The 25,218-nt window shown below is 64.5% G+C and carries 24 protein-coding genes; 6 read left to right on the top strand and 18 right to left on the bottom strand.

Features of this window, described 5'->3' with window-relative positions:
- Window positions 1–10 precede the first annotated feature (10 nt).
- From ribB to rpiB, 6 genes are all read right to left on the bottom strand, one after another.
- Window positions 11–1,153, bottom strand: coding sequence for a 3,4-dihydroxy-2-butanone-4-phosphate synthase (gene ribB / locus DT069_RS00505; RefSeq protein ID WP_119458317.1), 1,143 nt, complete (start codon window positions 1,151–1,153; stop codon window positions 11–13).
- Complete coding sequence (locus tag DT069_RS00500) at window positions 1,150–1,743, bottom strand: riboflavin synthase (protein WP_119458316.1); 594 nt, start codon at window positions 1,741–1,743, stop codon at window positions 1,150–1,152. Before DT069_RS00500 ends, ribB begins: the two co-directional genes overlap by 4 nt.
- Window positions 1,744–1,752: 9 nt before the next feature.
- Window positions 1,753–2,844, bottom strand: coding sequence for a bifunctional diaminohydroxyphosphoribosylaminopyrimidine deaminase/5-amino-6-(5-phosphoribosylamino)uracil reductase RibD (ribD, locus tag DT069_RS00495; protein ID WP_119458846.1), 1,092 nt, complete (start codon window positions 2,842–2,844; stop codon window positions 1,753–1,755).
- Window positions 2,845–3,003: 159 nt separating this feature from the next.
- Complete coding sequence (gene nrdR / locus DT069_RS00490) at window positions 3,004–3,459, bottom strand: transcriptional regulator NrdR (protein ID WP_119458315.1); 456 nt, start codon at window positions 3,457–3,459, stop codon at window positions 3,004–3,006.
- A 31-nt stretch (window positions 3,460–3,490) separates the two neighbouring features.
- Window positions 3,491–4,768, bottom strand: a complete 1,278-nt coding sequence (gene glyA / locus DT069_RS00485; RefSeq protein WP_119458314.1) for a serine hydroxymethyltransferase — start codon at window positions 4,766–4,768, stop codon at window positions 3,491–3,493.
- Window positions 4,769–4,860: 92 nt separating this feature from the next.
- Window positions 4,861–5,295 (bottom strand): ribose 5-phosphate isomerase B, encoded by a 435-nt coding sequence (gene rpiB, locus DT069_RS00480; protein WP_119458313.1) that lies wholly within the window; start codon window positions 5,293–5,295, stop codon window positions 4,861–4,863.
- 363 nt (window positions 5,296–5,658) lie between these two features.
- Between rpiB and DT069_RS00475 the strand changes: the two genes are divergently transcribed.
- Window positions 5,659–6,102, top strand: coding sequence for a Ros/MucR family transcriptional regulator (locus tag DT069_RS00475; RefSeq protein WP_119458312.1), 444 nt, complete (start codon window positions 5,659–5,661; stop codon window positions 6,100–6,102).
- Between the two features lie 84 nt (window positions 6,103–6,186).
- On the opposite strand, the gene DT069_RS00470 is transcribed toward DT069_RS00475, so the two are convergent.
- The 7 genes from DT069_RS00470 to DT069_RS00440 form a co-directional block, all read right to left on the bottom strand.
- Window positions 6,187–7,320 carry a branched-chain amino acid ABC transporter substrate-binding protein gene (locus DT069_RS00470; protein ID WP_119458311.1) on the bottom strand — a complete coding sequence of 378 codons (1,134 nt, stop codon included), beginning with the start codon at window positions 7,318–7,320 and terminating at the stop codon, window positions 6,187–6,189.
- Between the two features lie 192 nt (window positions 7,321–7,512).
- Complete coding sequence (locus DT069_RS00465; protein WP_119458310.1) at window positions 7,513–7,854, bottom strand: DUF6867 family protein; 342 nt, start codon at window positions 7,852–7,854, stop codon at window positions 7,513–7,515.
- Between the two features lie 32 nt (window positions 7,855–7,886).
- A complete protein-coding gene (locus DT069_RS00460; RefSeq protein WP_119458309.1) occupies window positions 7,887–8,597 on the bottom strand; it encodes an ABC transporter ATP-binding protein in 711 nt (236 codons plus the stop codon).
- A gap of 15 nt (window positions 8,598–8,612) precedes the next feature.
- Complete coding sequence (locus tag DT069_RS00455) at window positions 8,613–9,494, bottom strand: ABC transporter ATP-binding protein (RefSeq protein ID WP_119458308.1); 882 nt, start codon at window positions 9,492–9,494, stop codon at window positions 8,613–8,615.
- Window positions 9,491–10,987, bottom strand: coding sequence for a high-affinity branched-chain amino acid ABC transporter permease LivM (gene livM / locus DT069_RS00450; protein ID WP_425449898.1), 1,497 nt, complete (start codon window positions 10,985–10,987; stop codon window positions 9,491–9,493). Before livM ends, DT069_RS00455 begins: the two co-directional genes overlap by 4 nt.
- Window positions 10,988–10,990: 3 nt before the next feature.
- Window positions 10,991–11,905, bottom strand: a complete 915-nt coding sequence (locus DT069_RS00445) for an ABC transporter permease subunit (protein WP_119458307.1) — start codon at window positions 11,903–11,905, stop codon at window positions 10,991–10,993.
- A gap of 363 nt (window positions 11,906–12,268) precedes the next feature.
- The gene (locus DT069_RS00440) at window positions 12,269–12,511 is read right to left on the bottom strand and encodes a DUF6898 family protein (protein WP_119458306.1); all 243 of its coding nucleotides are present in this window, start codon (window positions 12,509–12,511) and stop codon (window positions 12,269–12,271) included.
- A gap of 112 nt (window positions 12,512–12,623) precedes the next feature.
- On the opposite strand from DT069_RS00440, the gene DT069_RS00435 reads away from it, so the two are divergent.
- The gene (locus DT069_RS00435; protein WP_119458305.1) at window positions 12,624–13,850 is read left to right on the top strand and encodes an acyl-CoA dehydrogenase; all 1,227 of its coding nucleotides are present in this window, start codon (window positions 12,624–12,626) and stop codon (window positions 13,848–13,850) included.
- A 45-nt stretch (window positions 13,851–13,895) separates the two neighbouring features.
- Here the strand turns inward: DT069_RS00435 and DT069_RS00430 are convergent, their stop codons facing one another.
- Both DT069_RS00430 and DT069_RS00425 read right to left on the bottom strand, forming a co-directional pair.
- Window positions 13,896–15,542 (bottom strand): ABC transporter substrate-binding protein, encoded by a 1,647-nt coding sequence (locus DT069_RS00430; RefSeq protein ID WP_119458304.1) that lies wholly within the window; start codon window positions 15,540–15,542, stop codon window positions 13,896–13,898.
- A 52-nt stretch (window positions 15,543–15,594) separates the two neighbouring features.
- Window positions 15,595–16,914, bottom strand: a complete 1,320-nt coding sequence (locus DT069_RS00425; RefSeq protein WP_119458303.1) for a M24 family metallopeptidase — start codon at window positions 16,912–16,914, stop codon at window positions 15,595–15,597.
- A 92-nt stretch (window positions 16,915–17,006) separates the two neighbouring features.
- On the opposite strand from DT069_RS00425, the gene DT069_RS00420 reads away from it, so the two are divergent.
- Window positions 17,007–17,936: a LysR substrate-binding domain-containing protein gene (locus DT069_RS00420; protein ID WP_119458302.1), complete on the top strand. Its 930-nt coding sequence runs from the start codon at window positions 17,007–17,009 to the stop codon at window positions 17,934–17,936.
- A gap of 33 nt (window positions 17,937–17,969) precedes the next feature.
- Here the strand turns inward: DT069_RS00420 and DT069_RS00415 are convergent, their stop codons facing one another.
- Together DT069_RS00415 and DT069_RS00410 are read right to left on the bottom strand one after the other, a co-directional pair.
- The gene (locus DT069_RS00415) at window positions 17,970–18,926 is read right to left on the bottom strand and encodes a DMT family transporter (RefSeq protein WP_119458301.1); all 957 of its coding nucleotides are present in this window, start codon (window positions 18,924–18,926) and stop codon (window positions 17,970–17,972) included.
- Between the two features lie 197 nt (window positions 18,927–19,123).
- Complete coding sequence (locus DT069_RS00410; protein ID WP_119458300.1) at window positions 19,124–20,305, bottom strand: iron-containing alcohol dehydrogenase; 1,182 nt, start codon at window positions 20,303–20,305, stop codon at window positions 19,124–19,126.
- 218 nt (window positions 20,306–20,523) lie between these two features.
- Between DT069_RS00410 and DT069_RS00405 the strand changes: the two genes are divergently transcribed.
- Both DT069_RS00405 and rodA read left to right on the top strand, forming a co-directional pair.
- Entirely contained in the window at window positions 20,524–21,630 is a 1,107-nt protein-coding gene (locus DT069_RS00405) for a mandelate racemase/muconate lactonizing enzyme family protein (protein WP_119458299.1), read from the top strand.
- 216 nt (window positions 21,631–21,846) lie between these two features.
- Window positions 21,847–23,007: a rod shape-determining protein RodA gene (rodA, locus tag DT069_RS00400; protein WP_119458298.1), complete on the top strand. Its 1,161-nt coding sequence runs from the start codon at window positions 21,847–21,849 to the stop codon at window positions 23,005–23,007.
- A 206-nt stretch (window positions 23,008–23,213) separates the two neighbouring features.
- Here rodA and DT069_RS00395 read toward each other — a convergent pair whose 3' ends face one another.
- Entirely contained in the window at window positions 23,214–23,693 is a 480-nt protein-coding gene (locus tag DT069_RS00395; RefSeq protein WP_119458297.1) for a MarR family winged helix-turn-helix transcriptional regulator, read from the bottom strand.
- Between the two features lie 208 nt (window positions 23,694–23,901).
- Between DT069_RS00395 and DT069_RS00390 the strand changes: the two genes are divergently transcribed.
- Window positions 23,902–25,215, top strand: a complete 1,314-nt coding sequence (locus DT069_RS00390) for an O-acetylhomoserine aminocarboxypropyltransferase/cysteine synthase family protein (protein WP_119458296.1) — start codon at window positions 23,902–23,904, stop codon at window positions 25,213–25,215.
- The last annotated feature ends 3 nt before the right edge of the window (window positions 25,216–25,218 follow it).

Here is a 25,218-nt window from a genome sequence, read left to right as displayed (position 1 = left end):
AAGAACCTCATCATGCTGAGCGTGTCGCAGCATGAGGAGCACGCACCGAAGGAATCGGTCGCTGCTCCACCACGCGCAGGCCATAGCCCTCCAGGCCAACGATTGTGTGCTGCGTATTCGACAGCAGGACCATGTCCTTGACCCCGAGATCCAGCAGAATCTGCGCACCAATTCCATAGTCCCGCAAGGTCTTGATCGGCGAGGCCGGCGTTTCCATCCGGGCCTTGACGCGATCGGACAGGCTGGTGGGAAGCGGCTCGCGGATCAGCACCACGACGCCGCGTCCGGCCTCCCCGATCATCTCCATCGCCGTCTGCAGCTCGCCGCCCTTGCCGCCGCTGCAGTCGCCCAGCACGTCGTCCAGCAGGTTCAGCGCGTGCATCCGCACCAGCGGCGGACCCGAGGCGGCGAGATCGCCTTTGACCAACGCGATATGCTCGGCATAGGCGATGCGGTTGACATAGACCATCATCCGGAAGTCGCCGCCATAGCGGCTTTGGAACTGCGTCTCGGCTGCCCGCTCGACGATTCGGTCATATCGCCGGCGATAGGCGATCAGGTCGGCGATGGTGCCGATCTTCAGGCCGTGATATTGGGCGAACTTCACCAGATCGGGCCGGCGCGCCATCGTGCCGTCGTCATTCATGATCTCGCAGATGACCCCGGACGGATTCAAGCCGGCAAGCCGCGCGATATCGACGGCGGCCTCGGTATGCCCGGTGCGGACCAGCACCCCGCCTTCCCGCGCCACCAGCGGGAAGACATGACCGGGAGAGACGATGTCCTGCGGCCCCTTGGCCGGGTCGATGGCGACGGCGATAGTGCGAGCCCGATCGGGCGCCGAGATACCCGTCGTCACCCCGTCCCGCGCCTCGATCGAGACGGTAAAGGCCGTCTGATGACGGGTGCCGTTCTGTCGCGCCATCAGCGGCAGGCCGAGATGCTCGACCCGCTCGCGCGTCATCGCCAAGCAGATCAGGCCGCGGCCGAACTTCGCCATGAAATTGATGGCCTCGGGCGTCGCCATCTGCGCCGGAATCACGAGGTCGCCTTCGTTTTCGCGGCTCTCGTCATCGACCAGGATGACCATTCGGCCGTTGCGCGCCTCGTTGATGACCTCCTCGGTCGAAGACAATAGGTCGGTAAAGCTCACGCCGCGCCCCTCTCCAGCAGGCGGGCAACGTAGCGCGCCAGCAGGTCGATTTCCAGGTTAACACGATCCCCCGGTCGAAGATCGCCGAAGGTCGTCAGGCGCTGGGTAATCGGGATTACGTTGACGCCGAACGCCTCCGCATCGACTTCGTTAACAGTCAGCGAAACGCCGTCGAGCGTTACCGAGCCCTTGGACGCGATGAACGGCCGGAGAGCAGACGGCGCGGCGATGGTGAAGCGCAGGCTGTCTCCGTCCGGCCGGCTGTCGAGGACCGTCGCGACCCCATCGACATGGCCCGAGACGAGGTGACCGCCGAGTTCATCCCCGACGCGCAACGCCCGCTCGAAATTTACCGGCGTCCCGACGCGCCAGGCGCCGAGCGTCGTGCAGGCCAGCGTTTCGGCCGAAGCATCGACGGCGAACCAGCCCGACCCCTTGTCGACAACCGACAGGCAGGCGCCGCTGCAGGCGATCGACGCCCCTTCGGCAATTGCGGCCGTGTCGTAGCCGGTATCGAAGCTGAAGCGCGTAGCCCCGCCGGGCGCAATCGAGCGCACCCGCCCGAGGTCGGTGATGATTCCCGTGAACATGGCCCTAACCTAAGAGTGGCGACGGTAGGTTTCCAGCATATCGGCACCGGCCGCCGCAAGCCCGGTGCGGACGAAACGTGGTGCATCTGCGAGCCGGTCGACTCCGAAGGCGACCGCCGCCGGAAGGCCGTCGCCGCCCATCATCGTCGGCGCCCGGAACCAAACGATCCGATCGACCAGGTCGGCGCGAAGCAGCGCTGCCGCAAGATGGGCGCCGGGCTCGACCAGAACCCGCGTGACGCCGCGGGCGCCAAGCGCCCCGAGGACGGCGGGCAAGGACAGGTTGCCGTCGCTGTCGGCGGGCGCCTCGATGACCTCGACCCCACTGTCGACAAAGACTTGCCGCCGCATCGCGTCACCGCCTTCCAGCGTCACCAACCAGGTCGGCGCCTCCCGCGCGCCGGCGATCAGCCGCGCCGTCAGCGGCGTGCGCAGGCGGCGGTCGAGCAGGATCCGCACAGGGGATCGGCCCTCCAGCCCCGGCAACCGGCAGGTCAGCACCGGGTCGTCCGCCAGCACGGTACCAGTCCCGACGAGGATCGCGTCATGCGTCGCGCGTAGCAGATGGCCGCGCCACCGCGCCGCCTTGCCCGTGATCCATTGGCTCTCGCCGCCATGGGTGGCGATGCGGCCGTCCAGCGTCGTGGCGAGCTTCATCGTCACCAGTGGCCGTCCCTCCCGAATCCGGGTCAAGAAGCCGGCATTCAGCTCCTCCGCCTCGACCGCGCAGAGGCCGGTCGTCACCGGAATGCCGGCGGCGCGCAGACCGGCGAGCCCACGCCCCGCCACCCGGGGGTCCGGGTCCTCGATCGCGACGACGGCCCGGCCGATTCCCGCCGCGACCAACGCGTCGGCGCAAGGCGGCGTCTTGCCGTGATGGGCGCAGGGCTCGAGGGTCAGATAGGCGGTGGCGCCGCGTGCCCGATCTCCCGCCTGCCGCAAGGCCTCGGCCTCCGCATGCGGCCGCCCGCCGGGCTGCGTCCAGCCGCGCGCGACGACCCGGCCGCCCGCAGCTTCCGCCTCCACAAGAACACAGCCGACGGCCGGATTCGGCCAGACCCGACCGAGGCCGCGACGGGCCAAGCCGAGCGCCGCCTGCATGTGGCCGCGGTCGGCCGGATGCGCCGGCGCGGCATCAGCGCTTGTGTCTCGCGATTGTTGCTCCACGAGCGAGCCCCTCATGTTTCGACAAGCTCAACATGAGGACCTCATCCTGAGCCTGTCGAAGGATGAGGTCCCATCCGCGGCTTCGCTTCACCCCTACTCGTGCTCGCCGAGCTTCCCGACAAAGTCCTCGAAATCCTTCGCCTCGCGGAAATTGCGGTAGACCGAGGCAAAGCGGACATAGCCGACCTGGTCGAGATGGGCGAGCGCGTCCATCACGATTTCGCCGATGGCCGCCGTGGGGATCTCGCTCTCGCCGGAGCTTTCAAGGCGCCGGACGATTCCGTTGACGACGCGCTCGAGCCGATCGGCGTCCACCGGCCGCTTGCGCAGCGAGATCTGCATCGAGCGGGCGAGCTTGTCACGATCGAACGGCTCGCGCTGCCCGGTGCTCTTGATCACCGTCAATTCGCGGAGTTGAACCCGCTCGAACGTGGTGAAGCGCGCACCGCAGTTCGGGCACTGCCGCCGACGGCGTATCGTCGAGTTGTCATCCGTCGGCCGGGAATCCTTGACCTGGGTGTCCTCGTTTCCACAGAACGGGCATCGCATCGTTCCTGTCCCCTCCCCCGCCCCGCAACGCTCAGCGAAGGTCCGGATAGATCGGGAACCGGCGGCAGAGCGCCCGCACCTCTTCGAGAACGGCACGCTCTGCGGCGCCATTGTCATCCGGACTCGTCGCCAGCCCGTCCAGGACCCGCACGATGAGCTGACCGAGATGGCGGAACTCCCCGGGCCCGAAGCCGCGCGTGGTCGCCGCCGGCGTCCCAAGCCGCACGCCGGAGGTGATCGCCGGCTTCTCCGGATCGAACGGGATGCCGTTCTTGTTGCAGGTGATGCCGGCATGCTCGAGGCTCTGCTCGGCCGCCTTGCCGGTCAGCTTCTTGGGCCGCAGGTCGACCAGCATCAGATGCGTGTCGGTGCCGCCCGAGACGATCGCCAGGCCGCCTTCCACCAGCGTCGCGGCGAGCGTGCGCGCGTTCTCGACGACGGTGCGCGCATAGCTCTTGAACTCCGGCTGCAGCGCCTCGCCGAAGGCGACCGCCTTCGCCGCGATCACATGCATCAATGGCCCGCCCTGCAGGCCCGGGAAGATCGCGGAATTGATCTTCTTGCCGAGATCCTCGTCCATCGACAGGATCATGCCGCCGCGAGGGCCGCGCAGCGTCTTGTGCGTGGTCGTGGTCACTACATGGGCGTGCGGCAGCGGGCTCGGATGGACACCGCCGGCGACGAGGCCGGCGAAATGCGCCATGTCGACCATCAGATAGGCGCCTACCGAATCGGCGATCTGGCGGAACCGGGCGAAGTCGATCACCCGCGGATAGGCGGAGCCGCCGGCGATGATCATCTTCGGCTTATGCTCCTTGGCCAGCCGCTCGACCTCGTCGAAGTCGATCTGCGCGTTATCGCGGCGGACGCCGTACTGGACGGCGTTGAACCACTTGCCCGACAGGTTCGGCGGAGCGCCGTGCGTCAGATGTCCGCCCGCCGCCAGCGACAGGCCCATGATGGTGTCGCCGGGCTGGCACAGCGCCAGGGCGACGCCCTGATTCGCCTGCGCCCCGGAATGGGGCTGAACATTGACGAAGTTGCAGCCGAACAGCTTCTTCGCCCGCTCGATCGCCAGTGCCTCGGCGACATCGACGAACTCGCAGCCGCCATAGTAGCGGCGGCCGGGATAACCCTCGGCATATTTGTTCGTCAGGACCGACCCCTGAGCCTCGAGAACCGCGCGGGAGACGATGTTCTCCGAGGCGATCAGCTCGATCTGGTCCTGCTGGCGCCGCAGCTCCTTGCCGATCGCCTGAAACAGGTCCGGATCGCGCTCGGCAAGCGGCATATCGAAAAAGCCCTTCATGGGGGTCGCGACGGGGACGGCCTCTCCGTTTGGCATTATGTCAAATCCTTTCAAGCCGACGGTTCTTTGTCGAAGTCCGATGGATACGAGATTCAGGCAAGCTTCTCGACGCGGCGCAAGTGGCGGCCGCCGTCGAATGGGGTTTCAAGGAACACCTTGAGGCAATCCTTGGCGACCTCGGTGCCGATCAGACGGGCGCCCAGCGCCAGAACATTGGCATCGTTATGCTGTCGCGCGAGCCGCGCACTCACCGAATCGTGGCACAATGCCGCCCGGATGTTGCGATGGCGGTTGGCGGCTATGCTGATACCGATGCCGGTGCCGCAGACGAGCACGCCGCGACCCGCCTTCCCTTCCCGCATCGCCGCCGACAGCGCATTGGCGAAGTCCGGGTAATCGACGGAATCGAGGCCGTCTGCCCCGAGATCCAGAACCGAAAAGCCCAGCGCCTCAAGATCGGCCTTGAGCGTTTCCTTCAACTCGAAGCCGGCATGATCGGATGCGATTGCGATAATTTCTGACGCCATGGCCTGTTCTGTTGGGAAGCAGTGACGAAACGGCGAAAATACCAGATGTCGCCGCGCCACGCCACCCCGCCACAAGCTATGGCGGAGCGTTCCCGATCACGACGGACATAAGCCTCGCGCGGGCCACGCCTATTCGTCAGAATCCCACAATTGCCACAAAACTTGCGGAACTGGCAAGCCGCATACAGCTATTGGAGGCAGAAAATCCCCGATTAAGCAAACTTCCGTTGCGGAATTCCCTCTGAAAACGAGACCAGACAACACTCAATTACTCTCTAACATCTAATTGGAATTGACAGGACCATTTCCCTGTGCCATGGAACCGCCATCAATCAATCGAATTTTCTCTCTGGGAATACGAATATGGAAGAGACGAACAAGGTTTCGGCCGAAGAGTTGCTTCGCATGACGACGGAGGTGGCCGCGGCCTATGTGAGCAACAACACCCTCGCGGCCGCCCAGCTCGGTGAAGTGATCCGGGCGATCCACGGGTCGCTGACCGATCTCAACGGAAACGGAGCGGTAGCCCAGGCCGAGCCGCCGGCACCTGCGGTGCCGATCAAGAAATCGATCATGCCGGATTACATCATCTGCCTGGAGGACGGCAAGAAGCTGAAGATGCTGAAGCGGCATCTGCGCTCGACCTACAACATGACCCCCGAGGAATATCGCACCCGCTGGAACCTGCCAGCGGATTATCCGATGGTGGCGCCGAACTATGCGGCGCAGCGCTCGGCCTTCGCCAAGAAGATCGGTCTCGGCCGGACCCCCGGCGCCCGCGGCCGGCGCGGACGCGCGAAGAAGTAATCCCGTCGCCCGGGAATTCGAAGAAAGAAGAAGGCCCGGTGCCGAGGCACCGGGCCTTCTGTTTTTGAGGACGGCTATTCGCCCTTACATCTGGACCGGCAGTTCCTTGTAGTCGCCGTTCTCCCAGATGTACCAGACATACTCGGGATCCTTGACGTCGCCCTTCTCGTCCATCTCCAGCGTGCCGATCACCGTCTCGAAGCTGTTGCCGTGGATGGCGTCGGCAACCTCGTCGACATCGGTCGTGCCGGCCGCCTCGACTGCATCGCGCCAAACCTGCACCGCGGCGTAGGTGTAGAGCGTGTAGCCCTCCGGATCATAATTCTGGGCCGTGAACTTCTCGACGACCTCCTTAGCCGTTTCGGATTTCCGCGGGTCCGGCTGGAAGGTGAAGATCGTCCCCTCGCCCGCTTCGCCCGTGATGTTCCAGAACTCATTGTCGACCATCGCGTCGCCGGAGACGAGCTGGGCGTTCAACCCCTGCTGCTTCGCCTGGCGGACGATCAAGCCGGCTTCGGTGTGATAGCCGCCGACATAGATCGCGTCGATGCCCGCCTGCTTCATCTTACTGACGAGGGCCGAATAATCCTTCTCGCCAGCGGTGTAGGCCTCGTACATGGCTTCCTGAAGGCCCGCCGCGTTCATGTTCTTCTTCGTCTCGTCGGCCAAGCCTTTGCCATAGGCCGTCTTGTCATGCAGGATCGCCACTTCCTTGCCGGCGAACTTCTCGGCCAAGAACTTGCCCGCTACGATGCCCTGCGCATCATCGCGACCGCAGACGCGGAAGATGTTGTTCCAGCCTTTCGCCGCGGCATCCTCGGTATAGGACGGGTTGGTCGAGCCCGGCGAAATCTGCAGGACGCCCTCCTCGGCATAGACGGACGAGGCTGGGATCGACGAGCCGGAGCACCAATGCCCGGCGACAAAGACAACGCCCTTGGCCACAAGGTCGTTGGCCGCCGCGACGGCCTGCTTGGGATCGCAGGCATCATCGCCGACCTCGAGGACGAGCTGCTTGCCGAGAAGACCGCCCGCAGCGTTGATGTCCTCGACCGCCTGCGCCGCGCCGCGCCGCATCTGCTCGCCGAACACGGCATACTGGCCGGTCATCGGGCCCGCGACAGCGATCGTGATGGTGTCCTGGGCCTTGACGGCCCCCGCGCCGAAAGCCGTCGCCGCCGCAATTGCGGCGATCAGCGAAACTTTTGTTCTATTCATACGGTAATCTCCCTGTTGCGTTGCAAGAGGCGCCCTCGGGACTTGAAGCGCGACACTGGGGCGCCGACGTAAACGTCAACTTGAGCCGCTTTCGCGGGACATCACATACTTTAGCACCTGCCCCGATCGCAGCAATTGTTTCATGACGGGCTTCTGCTGCTGCTCTTCAAACATGTTCGTTAATACCGCCCACTAAGCCTTTTCACGCCAGCCAAAGAGACCGGCGCGCTCGTAAAGCCAGGGATACTGGCTCACCATCTTATGAGCCCGCATAAAACGGTAGGCCAGGAGCCCGATGCCGACCAGAACCGCCGCGTGGACCAGATATCCGGTAAGCGAGAGGAGTTCACCGCCAAACAGGGCAAAGACCAGAAAGCGATCGGCGAGCGCTAGGAGCGCACCGTAGGTGACAACCTGCCAGGCAGGCCGCCATGTACCGGCCACCGCCTGGCCCATCATGAAGGCGGCGCCGCCGAACAACACGACCGTCAGTCCGATGAAAACGGGCAACGAGGCTCCGAGGACAGCGTCCACCCCTGTTCCTCCCTGTCAGTTTCTTATCAGTATCAGTGCCCGCCCTCGAGATAGGCGGAGCGAACTTCGGCATTGGCCAGAAGCTCGCGTCCGGTGCCCGAGAGCGTGATTTTGCCGTTGACCATGACATAGCCATGATGGGCGAGCCGAAGCGCGTGATAGGCGTTCTGCTCGACCAGGAAAACGGTCACCTTCTGCTGCTCGTTGATCTCGCGAATCACGTCGAAGATCTGCTTGACTACGAGCGGGGCAAGGCCGAGCGACGGTTCATCGAGGAGCAGAAGCCTCGGACGGCTCATCAAGGCGCGGCCGATCGCCAGCATCTGCTGCTCGCCGCCCGACAGGGTTCCGCCGCGCTGGCTCTGGCGCTTCTGCAGGATCGGGAACAGCGCGAACACCCGCTCGAGATCCGCGTTGAAGTGGCTCGCATCGGTGGTGATCGCGCCCATCTGGAGGTTTTCGAGCACGCTCATGCGGGGAAAGATGCGCCGCCCCTCGGGTGCGTGGGCGAGGCCGCGCCGCATGATCTCGAAGGTCGGCAGACGAGTGATGTCCTCACCCTCGAGAAGGATCCGGCCGCGCCGCGCCGCCGGGCTGCCGCAGATCGTCATCAGCAGCGTGGACTTGCCGGCACCGTTCGCACCGATCAGGGTGACGATGCGGCCGGGCTCGACCTGCAGGTCGACACCCCGCAATGCCTCGACATGCCCGTAGAAGGTGTGAATACCAGTGAGACTGAGCATGATTGCGCCGCCCGATTAATCCGACTTCGTGAGATTCTCGAGGTCTTGCGCAACCTCCGGCGGCAACGCCTCTTCCTCCTCCTCGCCGAGATAGGCGCGGATGACCGTGGGATCGTTGCGAATCTCTTCCGGTGTGCCGTCCGCGATCTTCCGGCCGTAGTCGAGCACGACGATATGGTCCGAGATGCCCATCACTACGCTCATATCGTGCTCGATCAGAAGCAGTCCGATCTTCTGCTCGGCCTTGATCGACAGAAGGAGTTCGTTGAGTTCCGCCGATTCTCGCGGATTGAGCCCGGCGGCCGGCTCGTCTAGGCAGAGCAGCACCGGCTCCGTGCACATCGCGCGGGCGATCTCCAGCCGCCGCTGTCCGCCATAGGGCAGATTTCCGGCTTCCCAGTCCGCCTGCTCGATCAGGTTCACCCGATCGAGCCAGTAGCGCGCGAGTTCGACAGCCTTGCGCTCGGCATTGCGGTAGACCGGCAAGCCGAGCAGGCCGGCGAACGTGAAGCCGGAGGCCCGCATCAGCTTGTTATGCTGGGCGACGATCAGGTTCTCCAGAACCGACATGCCGGGAAACAGGCGGATGTTCTGAAAGGTTCGCGCGACGCCAGCGAGCTGAGGGATTCGGAACCCTTCCATCTGCTCCAGCAGGAACTGGCCGTCGGGCCGGTTCAGGGTCAGGCGGCCGACGGTCGGTTTGTAAAAGCCGGTTAGGCAGTTGAAGACGGTTGTCTTGCCGGCACCGTTCGGTCCGATGATGGCGGTGATCTCGCCATCGCCCGCAGCGAACGAAACATCGTCGATCGCGACGAGGCCGCCGAACCGCATCGTCAGGTGCTCGACGATCAGGAGCGGTCTGGCATCTGTCGGCAGCATGGCGATCGCCTCGCTCATCGGTGCGCCTTGGCTGCCGCTCCATGGTGGAGCGTGATGGTCGGATCGCGGTGGGCAAGCAGTCCGCGCGGACGCCAGATCATGATCAGCACCATGCCGGCGCCGAACGCCAGCATACGATAGGTCTCGAGCTCGCGGAAGAACTCGGGCAGGCCGATCAGCAACAGCGCCGCCAGCACGACACCGACCTGGCTGCCCATGCCGCCGAGCACAACGATCGCAAGAATGATCGCCGATTCGATGAAAGTGAAGCTCTCCGGGCTGACAAATCCCTGGCGGGTAGCGAAGAAGGATCCAGCAAAGCCCGCGAACATCGCACCGATGGCGAACGCCGTCAGCTTTGTGTTCGTTGGATTGATCCCCAGAGCGCGACAGGCGATCTCGTCCTCACGCAGAGCCTCCCACGCCCGCCCAACCGGAAGCCGGCGAACCCGCAGCGTGAAGAAATTGGTGATCAGAGCGAGAACGAGGATCAGGTAATAAAGGAAGACAACCCGGTGTATCGACTCATATTCCAATCCAAAGAAGGTATGGAAAGCCTGCGCCCCCTCTTCCGGCGTTCGATCGAAGGGTAGTCCGAAGAAGGTCGGCCGCGGAATACTGCCGATGCCGTTCGGGCCCCCAGTGAACCACCACCAGTTGGTCAGGATGATTCGGATCATCTCGCCGAAGCCGAGCGTGACGATCGCGAGATAATCGCCACGCAGGCGCAGAACCGGAAATCCGAGCAGCGCTCCCAACGACGCGGCCAACATCCCTGCAATCGGCAGGCATAGCCAGAAGCTGAAGCCGAATTCCGTTGCGAACATCGCATAGCTGTATGCGCCCATGGCGTAGAAGGCGACGTAGCCGAGATCCAGGAGGCCCGCGAGCCCGACGACGATGTTCAGGCCCCAGCCGAGCATGATGTAGGTCAGCACCAGGGTGGCGAGATCGACCATCTGCCGATCGCCGAAAGGCAGGAACGGCAGCGCGATCGCGAAAGCGGCAAACAGCGGGCCGAACCAGCGGGTCGCGTACTGGAACTGCGCCGCAATACGGTCCATGACCTGCTCGCGATCGGCGGCCTTCGACGATCCGGCCTCGACACTGCCGAGGACCACGGCGGCACGGATCGCGAGTCCGACCGCACAGATCACCACGATCCAGGAGACGATCGGGTCGTCGAACGGCAGCACGCCGTGGGGATCCCCCTCGCCGATGAGGAGCAGGAAGGTCAAGGCGGCGGCCACCGCCGCACTGCCGATCAGGGCCGGCAGCGGCCGACCGGCCCGGGTCAGCGCCAGGGCGAAGCGCCCGAGAAAGACGATTACGACGGCCCAGGCGACGTCGTCGAAACGGGTGTCGAAGGAGAGGCCGCCCGGAGCTTCGATGGTTCGAATGCCAACAAGGCCGACCGTCAGCGCCAGCGTCAGCAACCCGGCGAGCGCTGCCTCCTTGAAGACGGGCGCCAGATCGAGCGGCTTCGGAAGAGTCTGGGTCTGAACAGCCACGGTTCAGACCTTCTCGATCTCGGGTTTTCCGAGCAATCCGGTCGGTCGGAAGATGAGCACCAGGACTAGGACGCTGAATGCCGCCAGATCCTTGTATTCGACCGAGAAATAGGCGGACCAGAAGGCCTCGATCAGGCCGATCAGCACCCCGCCCAGCATCGCCCCGGTGATCGACCCGATGCCGCCCAGCACCGCCGCCGTGAACGCCTTGATGCCTGCCAGGAAGCCGATGAAGAAGTCGATCACGCCGTAATAGAGCGTGACCATCAGGCCCGCGACGGCGGCAAGCGCCGCACCGATCACGAAGGTGAGCGAGATCGTCCTGTCGACATTGACGCCGAGCAGCGACGCCATCTTGCGGTCCTGCTCGCAGGCCCGTTGGGCGCGCCCGAGCGACGTCTTCGCGATCAAATAGGAGAAGGCAGCCATCAGGACGATGGTCAATACGATGATGACCATCTGCAGGTAGCTCATATAGGCGGTAAGGCCGTCCTTCTCCATCAGGACGACGCCGCCGCTGATGATCGGCTGCAGCGGCTTGTTCCGGGCCCCCTGGAGGAGCTGCACATAGTTCTGAAGAAAGATCGACATGCCGATGGCCGAGATCAGCGGGGCCAGTCGGAAGGACCCCCGGAGGGGTCGATAGGCGATTCGCTCTACCGTCCAGCCATAAGCAGCGGTCAGGACGACCGAGATCAACAACATGATTATCAGCGCCAGGGGAATGAAGGTGAAGCCGATCGTCCCGAGGACGAGAAAGGTGATCACCGACAGGAAGGCGCCGATCATATAGATGTCGCCATGCGCGAAGTTGATCATGCCGATGATGCCGTAGACCATCGTGTAACCGATGGCGATCAGGCCATAGATAGAGCCAAGCGTCAGGCCGTTAATGAGCTGCTGAACGAAATATTCCATCCGTCTCCTCTGATTCGGCGCGCAATGACGGCCGCTAACGGATCCGCCGTGGCACTCGACTGCCGAGGGTCGTGCAGCTCGATCGAGCGACCGAACCGCTCATGAGTCGACGCGGACTCCGCGACCTGCGCAAGCCGTCAGAACCACGCGCCAACATGGTTTCGGAGAATGCAAGCCCAGATCCCCGGCGCCGGAACCCACGGACGCCCTCATGTACAACGTGTAAAGCCTCAACCGAATTCTTTATCACAACTGCATCGACAGGCAGCAGCGTCTTTGTTCCCGCGAAACTAGCCCAACCGCCCGAACCACGGCAACAGGCAATTTGCGCGCCGAGGGCGAATAACCCGCGCGAACAGCCTATTAGACGTAATCGTCATACTTGGGCGCAGGCGGCCGGTCCTTCGACCGGCGCCGCTCGAGGACGTAGCGAAGCTTACGGATGACGTTGCGCTTCAGCATTTCCTCGCCAACGGCGGCGTCGCCGACGATCGATACCTCAACCAACGTCTCGGGATCGATCGCCGTCACCTTGACCGCATTGCCGATCTGATGGAACTCAAGCAGGATCTCCGCCAACCCATCCTTTTCGCCACGGCCGCTCACTCGCCCCTCCCTCGCCCGCGCACAGCCTGGACCTTGCCATCTGTGCCGCCACGCCCAACCATGATATCTAATGTCTAAACAGAGGCTTTAAGCATATCCGCAGGAGAGTTCGATGACGCCAGTTCAGGGCGCGGCAGTGGCCGTCGCCGATACGCAAGGTTCCAGCAAGGCCGCCTTCCGCTGGGACGACGCGCTGCTGCTCGAGGATCAGCTCGGCGAGGAAGAGCGGCTCGTCCGCGACACCGCGCGGGCCTATTGCCAGGAGAAGCTGATGCCGCGCGTGCTGGAGGCCAACCGGCATGAGCGGTTCGACCGCACGATCATGACCGAGCTGGGCGAGCTCGGCCTGCTCGGCGCGACGATCGAGGGCTATGGCTGCGCCGGCGTCAATTATGTCTGCTACGGCTTGGTTGCGCGCGAGGTCGAGCGCGTCGATTCGGGCTATCGCTCGGCAATGAGCGTGCAGTCGAGCCTGGTGATGTATCCGATCCACGCCTATGGCAGCGAGGAGCAGCGCCAGAAGTACCTGCCGCGGCTGGCGACCGGCGAACTGGTCGGCTGCTTCGGCCTGACCGAGCCCGACCACGGCTCCGATCCAGGCGGCATGCGCACCCGCGCCCGCAAGGTCGATGGCGGCTACCGCCTCAAGGGCGCGAAGATGTGGATCACCAATTCCCCGATCGCCGACGTCTTCATCGTCTGGGCCAAGGACGATGCGGACGCGATCCGCGGCTTCATTCTCGAGAAAGGCATGGACGGGCTCAGCGCGCCGAAGATCGAGGGCAAGTTCTCGCTCCGCGCCTCGGTCACCGGCGAGATCGTGATGGACGACGTGTTCGTGCCGGAGGAGAACCTGCTACCGAACGTCAAGGGTCTGAAGGGGCCATTCGGCTGCCTCAACAACGCCCGCTACGGCATCGCCTGGGGCGCGCTCGGCGCCGCCGAGTTCTGCTGGCACGCAGCACGCACCTACACGCTGGAGCGCAAGCAGTTCGGCCGGCCGCTCGCCGCCAACCAGCTCATCCAGAAGAAGCTCGCCGACATGCAGACCGAGATCACGCTGGGCCTGCAGGCCTGCCTGCGCCTCGGCCGGCTGAAGGACGAGAACCGCGCGGCGCCGGAGATGATCTCGATGCTGAAGCGCAACTCCTGCGGCAAGGCGCTCGACATCGCCCGGGCCGCCCGCGACATGCATGGCGGCAACGGCATCTCCGACGAGTTCCATGTCATCCGCCATGTGATGAACCTCGAGGCAGTCAACACCTACGAGGGCACCCACGACATCCACGCCCTTATCCTCGGCCGCGCGCAGACAGGGATTCAGGCTTTCACCGAATAGGAGAGATGGAGTCGCTCCGGATGACGGCGCCTGTTCCGTGCCGGCTCAGGCTTCCTCGAGCGACCACTCCTCGCAGAACATGTAGGATGTCGGGTGGGCCCGGTAGCCCTTCAGCCGCCTGTCCATGGCCGTGAACCACCCCCGCCACAGCGGGATGCAGACCGGGCCGTCATCAAGCATGATCCGCTCGATTTCGGTCATGACCGAGCGCCGCTCCTCGACGTCGAGGAGCCCTTCCGCCTTGGTGATGAGCTCGTCGAGACGCGGGTTCGAGTAGAAGCTCTCGTTCCACGGCACGCCCGTGCGATAGGCGAGGCCCATGGTCATGATACCCAGCGGCCGGTGCGTCCAAGGCGTGAAGGCGAAGGGCGCGGTCGGCTTGTTCCAGATCTCCCAATACTGCGCCGAGGGCAGCACATTGATCTTCACCCGCGCGCCGATCTGCTGCCACATCTGCGCCATCGCCTGCACCGCGATCGGCTCCCAGTCCGGATCCTTCTTGCAGAAGATCTCGGTGTCGAACCCGTCCGGGTAGCCCGCCTCGGCCAAGAGCGCCTTCGCGCCTTCGATATCCTGCTGCGTCACGCCGACATCCGAATATTCGGGATGAGCCGGGCAGACGTGATGATGCTCGCCTGGTAGCCCGAGCCCCAGGAACGCGATCTGCAGTAGCTTCTCGGTGTCAAGCGCCATCCGCATCGCCCGACGCACTCGTGGGTCGTCCCAAGGCTTATGGATCACCTGCATGCGGGCGACGGACGTCTGCGCCGTCGATACGCTATGGACCTGAACGTGCGTCATCTGCTTCAGGGCGGCGTACTGCGCCGTCGAACCCTCGAAGAGCCCATGCACCTGGCCCGATGCGAGGGCGGCCACTTCGGCCGCGGGATCGTCACCATGGTCGATGAACTCGACGGCGTCGAGCGCAGCCGGCTTGCCCCAATAGCCGTCGCGCCGCGTCACCACCGCCTTCTTGCCGACCTCGTATTCGGTCATGGTGAAGGGACCCGTGCCGATCGAGCCGACGCCGAACCGACCATTCTCGCTCGGGTGGAGAATGTAGGCCTGGAAGTGAAAGAGATGCTCGGGCACGGCGAGCTGCGGGACGCGGCAGTTCAGGCGGATATGGTGGCCGTCCACCATCTCGACCGCGTTCGCGTCCCACAGCGCCGTGCCGTCCGCATTCATCATGTAGGCTTTCATCAGGCCGAGAATCGACGAACCGACTTTTGGGTCGAGCCACCGCTTCACGTTCCAAATGACGTGGTCGGCGACGAGTTCCTCGTCGTTCGACCATTTGATCCCCTTCTTTAGGAACAGGTCCCAGGTTTTCAGGTCGCCGCTCGCCTGCCAACGCTCGAGCAGCCAGGGATGGGTGACGTTCTGCGCGTCGGTCCGCGTCAGGTAATCGCAGACCTGCCGCGCGACATTTGACGTAAAGACCTCGGTATAGGTGTGCGGATCCTCAAGCGCGGTGATCCGCAGAGAGATGCGGGCGGTTCCACCAGTTGCCGCACGCGCCGACGCGACCGCTCCTCGCTCGGCAACGCCCGCGAGTCCGTAGGCGGCACCAGCCGAAAGCCCAAGCAGAGTGGAAGTTCGCAGGAATTCGCGGCGGTCGACCTTGCCCGCCGCGAATTGCTCGACCAGCTTCGGCAGATATGCATGAATCCTGTCTAAGCTCTTAGACATCTTTTCTCCTTGGGTTCGTTCGAGCTTGGTTGGGCGACCCGCCGCCGTTTGCTCAGATCTCCCGGCCAAGCAACACGTCGTCGAACGGAAACGTGGAGAGCAGCTCAAATCCACTCTCGGTCACGAGAACCTGCTGCTCGAGCTTCACTCCTTCGATACCGTCTTCGGCGGCCACATAGCTCTCGCAGCAGAGCGTCATGCCGGGCGCGACCACGCCGTCCGTGCCCTTATCGGCGAAGTGTCCGCGGCCGACGATGGTCGGCCACTGGCCGTAGAGGCCTACGCCGTGCCAGGTCATCGAAATCGACCGGGCGCGGAACGCCTCGGGAAGTTCGTAGGCCGTCTCGGACATTTCGCGGAATGAGGCACCCGGGCGGACCAGCTCGAGGTTGTGGTGCAGCTGCTCCCAGGCGTAGCGATAGAGTCGGCGCTGCTCGCCCGACGGCCGTCCGGATGGACAGAAGAAAGTCCGACTGATATCGGCGTCGTAACCGAAGGGACCGACCATGTCGGTGTCGATCGCCACCAGATCGCCCGGTCGCACCATGCGGTCCGTCGCTTCCTGGTACCACGGGTTCGTTCGAGCGCCCGACGAGAGAAGGCGCGTATCCATGTACTCGCCGCCCATCTCGACGTTGGTTCGCTCAAGGATCGACCACAAGGCGATCTCCGTCAGCCCGGGCTCGAGCGCCTTCTGCAGCCGGTGTAGTGCCGCTTCGGCGACGGTGATCGAAGCCGACATACAGGCGATTTCCTCCGGCGACTTGATCGACTGCGCCTGGGCGAGCATCCGCTGCCCCGGCACAAGCCTTATCCCCGCCTCTTCAAGTGTGCAGGCCGAAAAGTGATCGATATGGCGGTCGATCGCGAGCAACATCCCGCCGCCATGCTTTCGCAGGATGTCTGCGACCTCGCCGGCCCAGAGACGCACCTTGCGATCATCATGACCATCGGTGCCGGCCGGCTCCCCCGCCCAAAAGCGGGAGACGGCGGGGCGCACTTCAGTAACGGTCTCGAGCCCTGACGCGAGATGCTCCGAACCGGCATATTCGAAGAGGATCGCCCGCCCCTCCGCCGGCACGAACGCTGTCCGGTAAGTGCTGTGCAGCGACCAAGGCTGCATGTTCCGTACACCGGTCGCATAGCGGATGTTGACCGGATCGGACAGGAGGATCGCAGGAATCTCCCGTTGGCGCAGTTCCGCCTGCAACCGCTGCAGCCGATAGGCGCGGAGCGCTACCATATCGATCTGCCCGGCGCCGTGGTCGCTGACCGTGCGGCCGATCGAGCTCCGGGCCGTTCCGGTGCGCGCGTAGTTATCAATCGAGCCGGACGTCGTTGAGGGAATCGAGTGCTGTTCTGCTCTGGTCATGGGACTGGTTCCTGCGTCGCTTCGATTCACGGTAGCGCAGCCACCATCGGCGAGGTAGGAGTGTGGGCTGATCCGAATGATAAGCCAGCATTATGGATAAGTTTCAGTCCTCCACGTCGCTCCTGGCCAATCTCCTGGCCTTCGAGGCGGCTGCCCGGCTCGGCAGCTTCACCCGCGCAGCGGACGAACTCGCCGTCAGCCAGCCCGCCGTCAGTCTTCGGGTGCGCCAACTCGAACGGCGGCTCGGCGCGTCGCTATTCGCGCGGGAGGGTCGGGGCGTCGCGCTCACGGCCGACGGCCTTCGTCTCTGGCAAGGCGTCAAGGCGGGGCTCGGCCGGATTCACGAGGCCGTCGAGGCCGTCGAAAGGCGGCAAGCGAACCACGATACCGTGACCGTGGTCGTCTCTAGTGCGTTCGCCAGCTATTGGCTGCTTCCGCGCATGCGCAACTTCCAGGAGCGGCATCCGTCAATCGAACTGCGCGTCCTCACCTCGGACCGGCCCGTCGACCTGATCGCCGAGCGGATTCCCCTGGCCATTCGCCACGGCGATGGTGCCTTTCCCGACCACGAGGCCTGGCCTCTCGCTCGCGAGGCCATCTTCCCAGTCTGCGCACCCCGCTATCTGGAGATGCGGGAGCCGATTCGATCCGTGGATGATCTGGCGCATCACCGGCTGATCGAGCTTCATGAACGGCACCGCCGGCACCTTACCTGGGAGGATTGGTTTCGTGAGGCCGGTGTCCACGGCCGCCGCGCCGCCAAGCGTCTCGATTTCAGCGACTATGCGCTCGTTCTCAAGGCGGCGCTCGCCGGCGATGGGATCGCGCTCGGCTGGGAGCATCTCGTCGGCGATCTTCTCGCCGAGCGCCATCTCGTTGCTCCCGTGCCGAATACCGTCGTGACCGGAAGCGCCTATTGGCTTATCGCACCGCGTGGCTGGCGGGCAACAGCGGCAACGACATGCTTCCGGGAGTGGCTGCTGGCGGAATCACGCTCCTCCGAACGCGACCGCGCAACATAGAGACCTGGGAAGCTTTCCCGAGTTGGCCCGCCGTCAGGTTCGGTTGCGGACGGTCCCACCACGTTCAAAGACCGGACCTATCAGGACAACGGCAAGCGCCCCGGACACCAGCGCAAGCGATATCAGAACATCGAAGCCGACCGGCTCTCCCAGGAGCAGGGCACCGCTGAAAACGCCAACCGCCGGAATCGCCACGATACCGATAGCGGCGACAGCCGCCGGAAAACGCGCCACGACCCTGAACCAAGCCCACTGGCAGAAGAGCATCGGGAAGAGCGCGGCACCGAGAGTCGCCAGCCATCCGGTGCGACTGACCGTCGTCGGCGCAAAGTCGGCATCGAAGAAGAGCGCCCCGACCGCCACGGGTACGCCACCCAGCAGCAACTGCCAGCCGGTCAGCGCCGCAAGCGGGATCGTCCATCGGAAATACTTGAAGCTTACGGTTCCCGCCGCCCAGAACACAGCGGCGCCTAGCATGAACATGACTCCGATCGGCTGTCCCGCGATCTGCCGCCACTCGGGTAGGATCAGGGCACCGAGGCCAGCAAGCCCGAGGACGAGACCGGTGGCGGTCGTTCGGGTCAGCCGCTCACCCAGGATCGGTATCGCCAGGAGTGTCGCCCAGAGCGGCATGGTGAGCCCAAGGATCGAGGCGCGTCCGGCCGACATGTAAAGCAACCCGAAGGCCGAGCAAAGATGCCAGCCGGTGATATTGAAGAAGGCGGTCAGAAGAAGGGGCCGAAGCTCCCGCCTCGGGATGCGTAAGGACTGGCCGCTCAAGCGGCCGATCACCAACAGGCCGACACCGCCAACCGCCAGGCAGATCGTGCGGAAGGTCCATACCGGAATTTCCGCCACGGCCAGCTTCATCACTGGCCAGTTCAAGCCCCAGAACAGCGTGATCGCGGCCAGCAGCAGGAGGCCGTCGCGTGGCAGCGCCCGCCCGACAGGCACCGCCGCTTCGCCTTCCGCCATCCTCGTCACACCCATCGCCTTCCAGCCGTCCCGCCTGCCGCTTCGCCCCACGCCGCAGCATGCGTTGGTCGCGGCGTATCCGATTTCGGGTCAGGGTAGAAGAGCCGACGGATCGAAGGTAGGAGTCGGGGCTGATCGAAATGGTAAGTTGAGCTTATTGAAATGCCCGCGCCGTAAGCTATCCCACTTTCCAACTTCATGCCGCCCCAACTTCATGCCGCCGTCAGCACCTCGGCCGCGATGCGTTCGGCGTCGGCGGGCGCGATCGCGCGGATGTTGGCATCGCGCATCGGCTTGTTCTCCGGTGCCATCGTCGCCTCGGCGAGGCGCTGCGTGTCGGCGGCGGAGAGGCCGTCGCGGGACAGCGAAACCGGCAGGCCGACGGAACGGATGAAACGGTCATAGGCGGGCGCAAGCTCGGCCGCCAGCGCCGCGATGTCCCGCCCCTCGGCCGGCACGCCCAGCGCTTCGGCGACCGCGGCGTGACGGGCCGGCTCCGCCTCGGCGTTCCAGGCAAGCGCCGCGCGCAGGCACAGCCCCACCGCGCGGCCGTGATGGACATGGCCTATCACCCCTAGCGCGTGGCCCATTGCATGGGCGATGCCGGTGCCGGAATTGTCGATGCCGATTCCGCCGGCGGCTGCGGCGATCTGCACCGCGCCGCGCGCGTCGAGATCGTCGGGCGCCTCCACCGCGCGCTTCAGATTGCGGGCGATCAACCGGATCGCCTGCAGACAGATAGCATCGTTCAGGGGGTTTGCCCGGCGGATCGTGCAGGCCTCGATGGCATGGACCAGCGCATCGATCCCTGTGGCGGCGGTAAGGTGCGGTGGCAGGCCCGCCGTCAGACGTGGGTCCAGCAAGGCCAGATCGGCGCGCAGCGCTTCGCCCCACGCCCAGACCTTCCGATCCTGCCCATCGGTGAAGACGGAGGTACGGGTCGTCTCGGAGCCGGTGCCTGCCGTCGTCGGCAGACAGATCTTTTTCAGCCCCTGGGCCGGCAGCGGGTTCTGTGCCAGCGCGTAATGCTCCGCTGGCTGGTCGGCCGGGGCGATCGCGGCGGCGAGCTTCGCCACGTCCAGGGCCGAGCCGCCGCCGAGGCCGACGATGCAGGCCGCGCCGAGCGACCGCGCGCGATCCGCCGCACCGTCGATCTGATTGCCCAGCGGATCGCTGCGCACGTCGGTAAAGGCTTCCACCGTCAGGCCGTCCTTGCGCAGAACGGCCTCTACCCGATCGACGAGCCCAGCGGCCGCGACCCCCGGGTCGGCGACGATCAGGACAGGTGCGCCGGTGCCGGCGACCGCGGCGACATCCGCGCCCAATCGCTCCACTCGGTCGATGCCGAAGGCGACGGGTGCGGTAGGTCCAAAGCTGAATTTTGTAAGGGGCATGGAGCTGGTTTCACTGACGGTGGAAGAGGAACAGGCGCCTCGGAGTCCCAATCACCCGGACCCCATGTTTCGACAGGCTAAACATGAGATCCTCATCCTGAGCTTGTCGAAGGATGGCGAGTGGTCACGGAATTCCGACGCAACCTAGATAGCCATAGCTTTCGCGCAAAGTCGCGGGCAAAGTGTTCGGCCCCTCGCCCCACCGAAGGCAGCACTTCATGAAAATTACCGACATCGCCATCAGCCATCACCGACTGCCGATGGACCCGCCGTTCCATGCGAGCTGGGACAGCCGGCCGCGGACCCATTGGGACGCCACGATCGTCCGCGTCACGACCGACGACGGCCTGGTCGGGATCGGATCGGGCGACCTGATGCTGGGCTTCGAGGGGCACGAGCATCTGTTCATCGGGCAGGACCCGCTGGCGATCGAGCGGCATTACCGCATCCTCGCCAATCTAAGCTTCCATTACGGTCGCTGCTGGCCGCTCGACATCGCGCTCTGGGACCTTGCCGGCAAGATCGCCGAGCAGCCCTGCCACAAGCTGCTGGGCGGCCTCTCGGACCGGGTCCGCGCCTATGCCTCTTCGGGCACGCTGCGGCAGCCGCGCCAAATGGCGGAAACGGCGCGCCGCTTTCTCGAAGAGGGGTTCCCGGCGATGAAGGTGCGGTTCCACCGGGGCGACTGGCATAATGACATTGAGGCGCTCGAGGCGATCCGCGACGAGGTCGGCGACGAGCTCACGCTGATGGTCGACTGCAATCAGGGCTGGCGCATGCCGTGGGACATCGCACAGCCCTGGTCGCTGAAGGATGCGGTCGAGATCGCGCGCTATCTCGAGGATCTCGACGTGTACTGGATGGAGGAGCCGCTGCACCGCGGCGATTACGACGGCATGGCGGCGCTTCGGCAGGCCGTCGATCTCCGCATCGCCGGCGGTGAGATGACGCGGGAGCCGCACGAGTTCCGCACGCTGATCCAGCGCGGCTGCCTCGACGTGCTGCAGCCGGACGTGGCGCTGGTCGGCGGCATCACAGGCCTGCGCCGGGTCGGGCAGATGGCGCTCGAGCACGGCATGATCTTCACGCCGCACACCTGGGGTAACGGTGTCGGGCTGATCGCGAACGTGCATCTGGTCGCCGGCTGCACCGGCGCGCCGTTCCTGGAGTTCCCCTACGACCCGCCGGAATGGAGCCTCGACCGCCGCGACTATATGCTGGCGGAGCCGGTGACGGTCGATCCGGAGGGCTGGATCGTCCTTTCGGACCGGCCCGGCTTGGGAGTCGAGCTCGACGAAGAAAGGCTCGCCGCGACGCGTCTTTAAGAGTGCCTAACAGAGCCCGTCCATGATCTGCGTTGGGCTGCGCCCGGCGGCCGTGGACGGGCTCTGTTAGGCACTAAGGTTCAAAGGTCACGGCCGAGCCGGCCTATCGGGCGACAGGATCATCAAAGACCGCGCCGTCATTCTTCCTTTCTTAAGGATGTTTTTGAATGGTAGCTCTTCGGGGGACCAGACCCCGATTTTTCCATCGGTGACTCGATGCTGCAATTGAGCACACGGAAGCCGACGCGGTTTTCCGAGGCAGACCTTCACATTTTTCAGAAGCTCCGGTCCCTGAACTGGGGGCTGGTTCTCACGCTCTGCCTCATCTCCGCCTCGGGCGTGGCCCTTCTCTACTCCGCCGGCGGCATGGCGTGGGAGCCCTGGGCAGGCCGCCACCTGATCCGGCTCTGCTGCGGCATGATGCTGATGATCGTGCTCGCCATGATCGATGTCCAACACTGGTTCCGGCTGGCCTATCCAGCCTATTTCGCCTGTCTGCTCCTTCTCGTCGCCGTCGAGGTCATCGGGCAGATCGGCATGGGTGCGCAACGGTGGATCGACCTCGGCGTCTTCACGCTGCAGCCATCGGAATTGATGAAGATTGCCCTGGTTCTGGCGCTGGCCCGCTACTTTCACCAGATTCCGCTGGACCGGTTGCGTGCTCCGCTGGCCCTCATTCCGCCTCTCCTAATGACCGCCGCACCCGTGGTGCTGGTCCTCCTCCAGCCCAATCTCGGAACCGCGGCCTTGCTTGCGTTCGGCAGCGGGGCCGTTATGTTCGCCGCCGGCGTGCCGGTATGGATCTTCTGGACCGCCGCGGGCGGGGTGCTGGTGGCGGCGCCTGTGGGCTGGCAGTTCCTGCATGATTACCAGAAAGATCGGGTGCTCACCTTCCTCGATCCAGGCAGCGATCCGCTCGGCGCCGGTTACAACATTCTTCAGTCGACGATCGCGATCGGCTCCGGCGGAGTGAGCGGCAAGGGCTTCGGCATGGGGTCCCAGAGCCAACTCATGTTCCTGCCGGAGAAGCATACGGATTTCATTTTCGTGGTGCTGGCGGAAGAAATGGGACTGATGGGGGCCATCGGCTTGCTGCTGCTGTTCGGGATCGTCCTCATCTACGGCTATCTCATCGGCATCGGGAGCAAGAGCCAGTTCGGCCGCGTCACGGCGCTTGGGCTGACGACGACCTTCTTTCTCTATCTGCTCATGAACATCGCCATGGTCTCCGGGCTGATCCCCGTCGTCGGCATCCCGCTGCCGCTCGTCTCCTATGGCGGAACGGCGATCTTCACCTTCCTGATCGGATGCGGACTGCTGCTGAGCATCTCCGTGCACCGCGAGAGCAGGGTCTCGCCGCACGAACCACTCCTGTAGCCCGCCGAAAGCGGCGGGACGTCCGGGCCATGAAGGCTCGCAGCTAGAGCCGATTACGACTAGGCTCGAGGGTATTTTGCATGTCATGCCCGGACTCGATCCGGGCATCCAGAAGCCACGGGGCAGGATTCTCACCCGGCTCCCTGGATTGCCGGGTCAAGCCCGGCAATGGCGAGGTGGGGATTCCTGCGAACCCGTAAAAGCCTTTAGGCGGCGCTGGTCACGACAGGGGCGCGGACGGGATAATCGAGGGTCCCCGCCCAGAACCGCTCCAGCCTGCGCAGCGTCTGATTGACGTTCGTCAGCTCGTCCTCCGCGAACGTGCCTTCGGTCAGGAGCGCCGCATGCCGATCGAAGATCGCATGCATCTTCTCGCAGACCGTCAGCGCCTTGGGCGACAGCCGGACATGAACCGCGCGGCGGTCATGCGACGAACGCTCCTGCACCAGATAGCCGTTCTCGACCATCTTCTTGACGTTGTAGGACACGTTCGAGCCGAGATAGTAGCCGCGGTTGGTCAACTCTCCGACGGTCAGTTCGTCGCCACCGATATTGAACAGGATCATTGCCTGCACGTTGTTCAGGTCGCGAATCCCGAGGCGGTCGAGGTCCGCCTTGATGACCTCGAGGCACTGCCGATGCAGCCGCTCGACCAGCGCTATGGTCTCAAGATAAGACTTCTTCACGGGGGCGCTCCTTGACACGATTTTCGACTCTCAAGCCGTCTGCTTACCAGCAGGAGATTAATGGGGCGTTTACAGGGCGATTGCCACGCGTATACGTAGTTAATAGTACATTTATGCAACCGGTGGGAAGGGCTTGCGGCCGCGGCGGCTTGACGTGATGGATCAAAGCAACCCACAGTTAGCAAAAATCTGAATCCCGGAGACAGTCATGACCGTTGACAGCAAGCATCCCGAAACGCTGGTTCTACACGCCGGCTACCGCAGCGACAGCGCGACGGGGTCGGTCGCCGTGCCGATCTACCAGACGACCTCGTACCAGTTCGAGCATACCGAGCATGCCGCAAACCTGTTCGCGCTGAAGGAACTCGGGAATATCTACACGCGGATCATGAACCCGACTACCGCGGTGCTGGAGGCGCGCATCACGGCGCTCGAGGGCGGCGCGGCGGCGCTGGCGGTGAGCTCGGGCCAAGCCGCTTCGGCCATGGCCGTCCAGAACATCGCCCACTCCGGCGACAACATCGTCAGCTCGACCGACCTCTATGGCGGCACCTGGAACCTGTTCGCCAACACATTGAAGGAGCAGGGAGTCGAGGTGCGGTTCGTCGACCCCGCCGACCCCGAGAACTTCGCCCGGGCGACCGACGCGCGGACCCGCGCCTATTATGCCGAGACCCTGCCCAACCCCAAGCTGCAGGTCTTCCCGATTCGCGAGGTGGCCGATATCGGCCGGGCCCACGGCGTGCCGTTGATCGTGGACAACACGGCCGCGCCGATCCTTTGCCGACCGCTAGACCACGGCGCTGCGGTCGTCGTCTATTCGACGACGAAATATATCGGCGGCCACGGCACCTCGATCGGCGGCATGATCGTCGACGGCGGCAATTTCGACTGGGAGGCGCAGGCCAACCGCTTCCCCATGCTGAACCAGCCGGACCCGAGCTATCACGGCGCCGTCTGGACGCAGGCCGTCAAGCCGCTGGGGCCGATTGCCTACGTCCTCCGGGCTCGCGTCATCCTCCTGCGCGATCTCGGCGCCGCCATGAGCCCGTTCAACGCATTTCTGTTCCTGCAGGGCCTGGAGACGCTCCCCTTGCGCATTCGCGAGCACTGCCGGAACACCCAGGCGGTCGCGGACTATCTGAAGGGGCATCCCAGCGTTACCCGCGTGATCTATCCGGGCTTCATGGAGGGTGAGGAGAAGCGGCGCGCCACGACCTATCTCAAAGGCGGGTTCGGCGGTCTCGTCGGGTTCGAACTTAAGGGCGGACGCGAGGCCGGCCGGCGGTTCATCGATTCCCTGAAGATCTTCTATCATGTCGCCAATCTGGGGGACGCCCGCAGCCTCGCCATCCATCCGGCGACGACGACGCACTCGCAGCTCACCCCGGAGGAGCAGCTTGCGGCCGGCGTCTCGGAGAGCTATGTCCGTCTGTCGGTCGGGCTCGAGCATATCGACGACATTCTCGCCGACCTCGACCAGGCCCTCGCCGCCGCGAAGGACGTGCAGGCGGCGGAGTAGGCG

Origin of the sequence: Virgifigura deserti (assembly GCA_003576685.1) — a bacterium.
In the GTDB taxonomy this organism is placed as follows: Bacteria; Pseudomonadota; Alphaproteobacteria; order Dongiales; family Dongiaceae; genus Virgifigura; species Virgifigura deserti.
The sequence above is the reverse complement of the archived record's forward strand: the minus strand, read 5'-3'. Positions and strand labels throughout refer to the sequence as shown.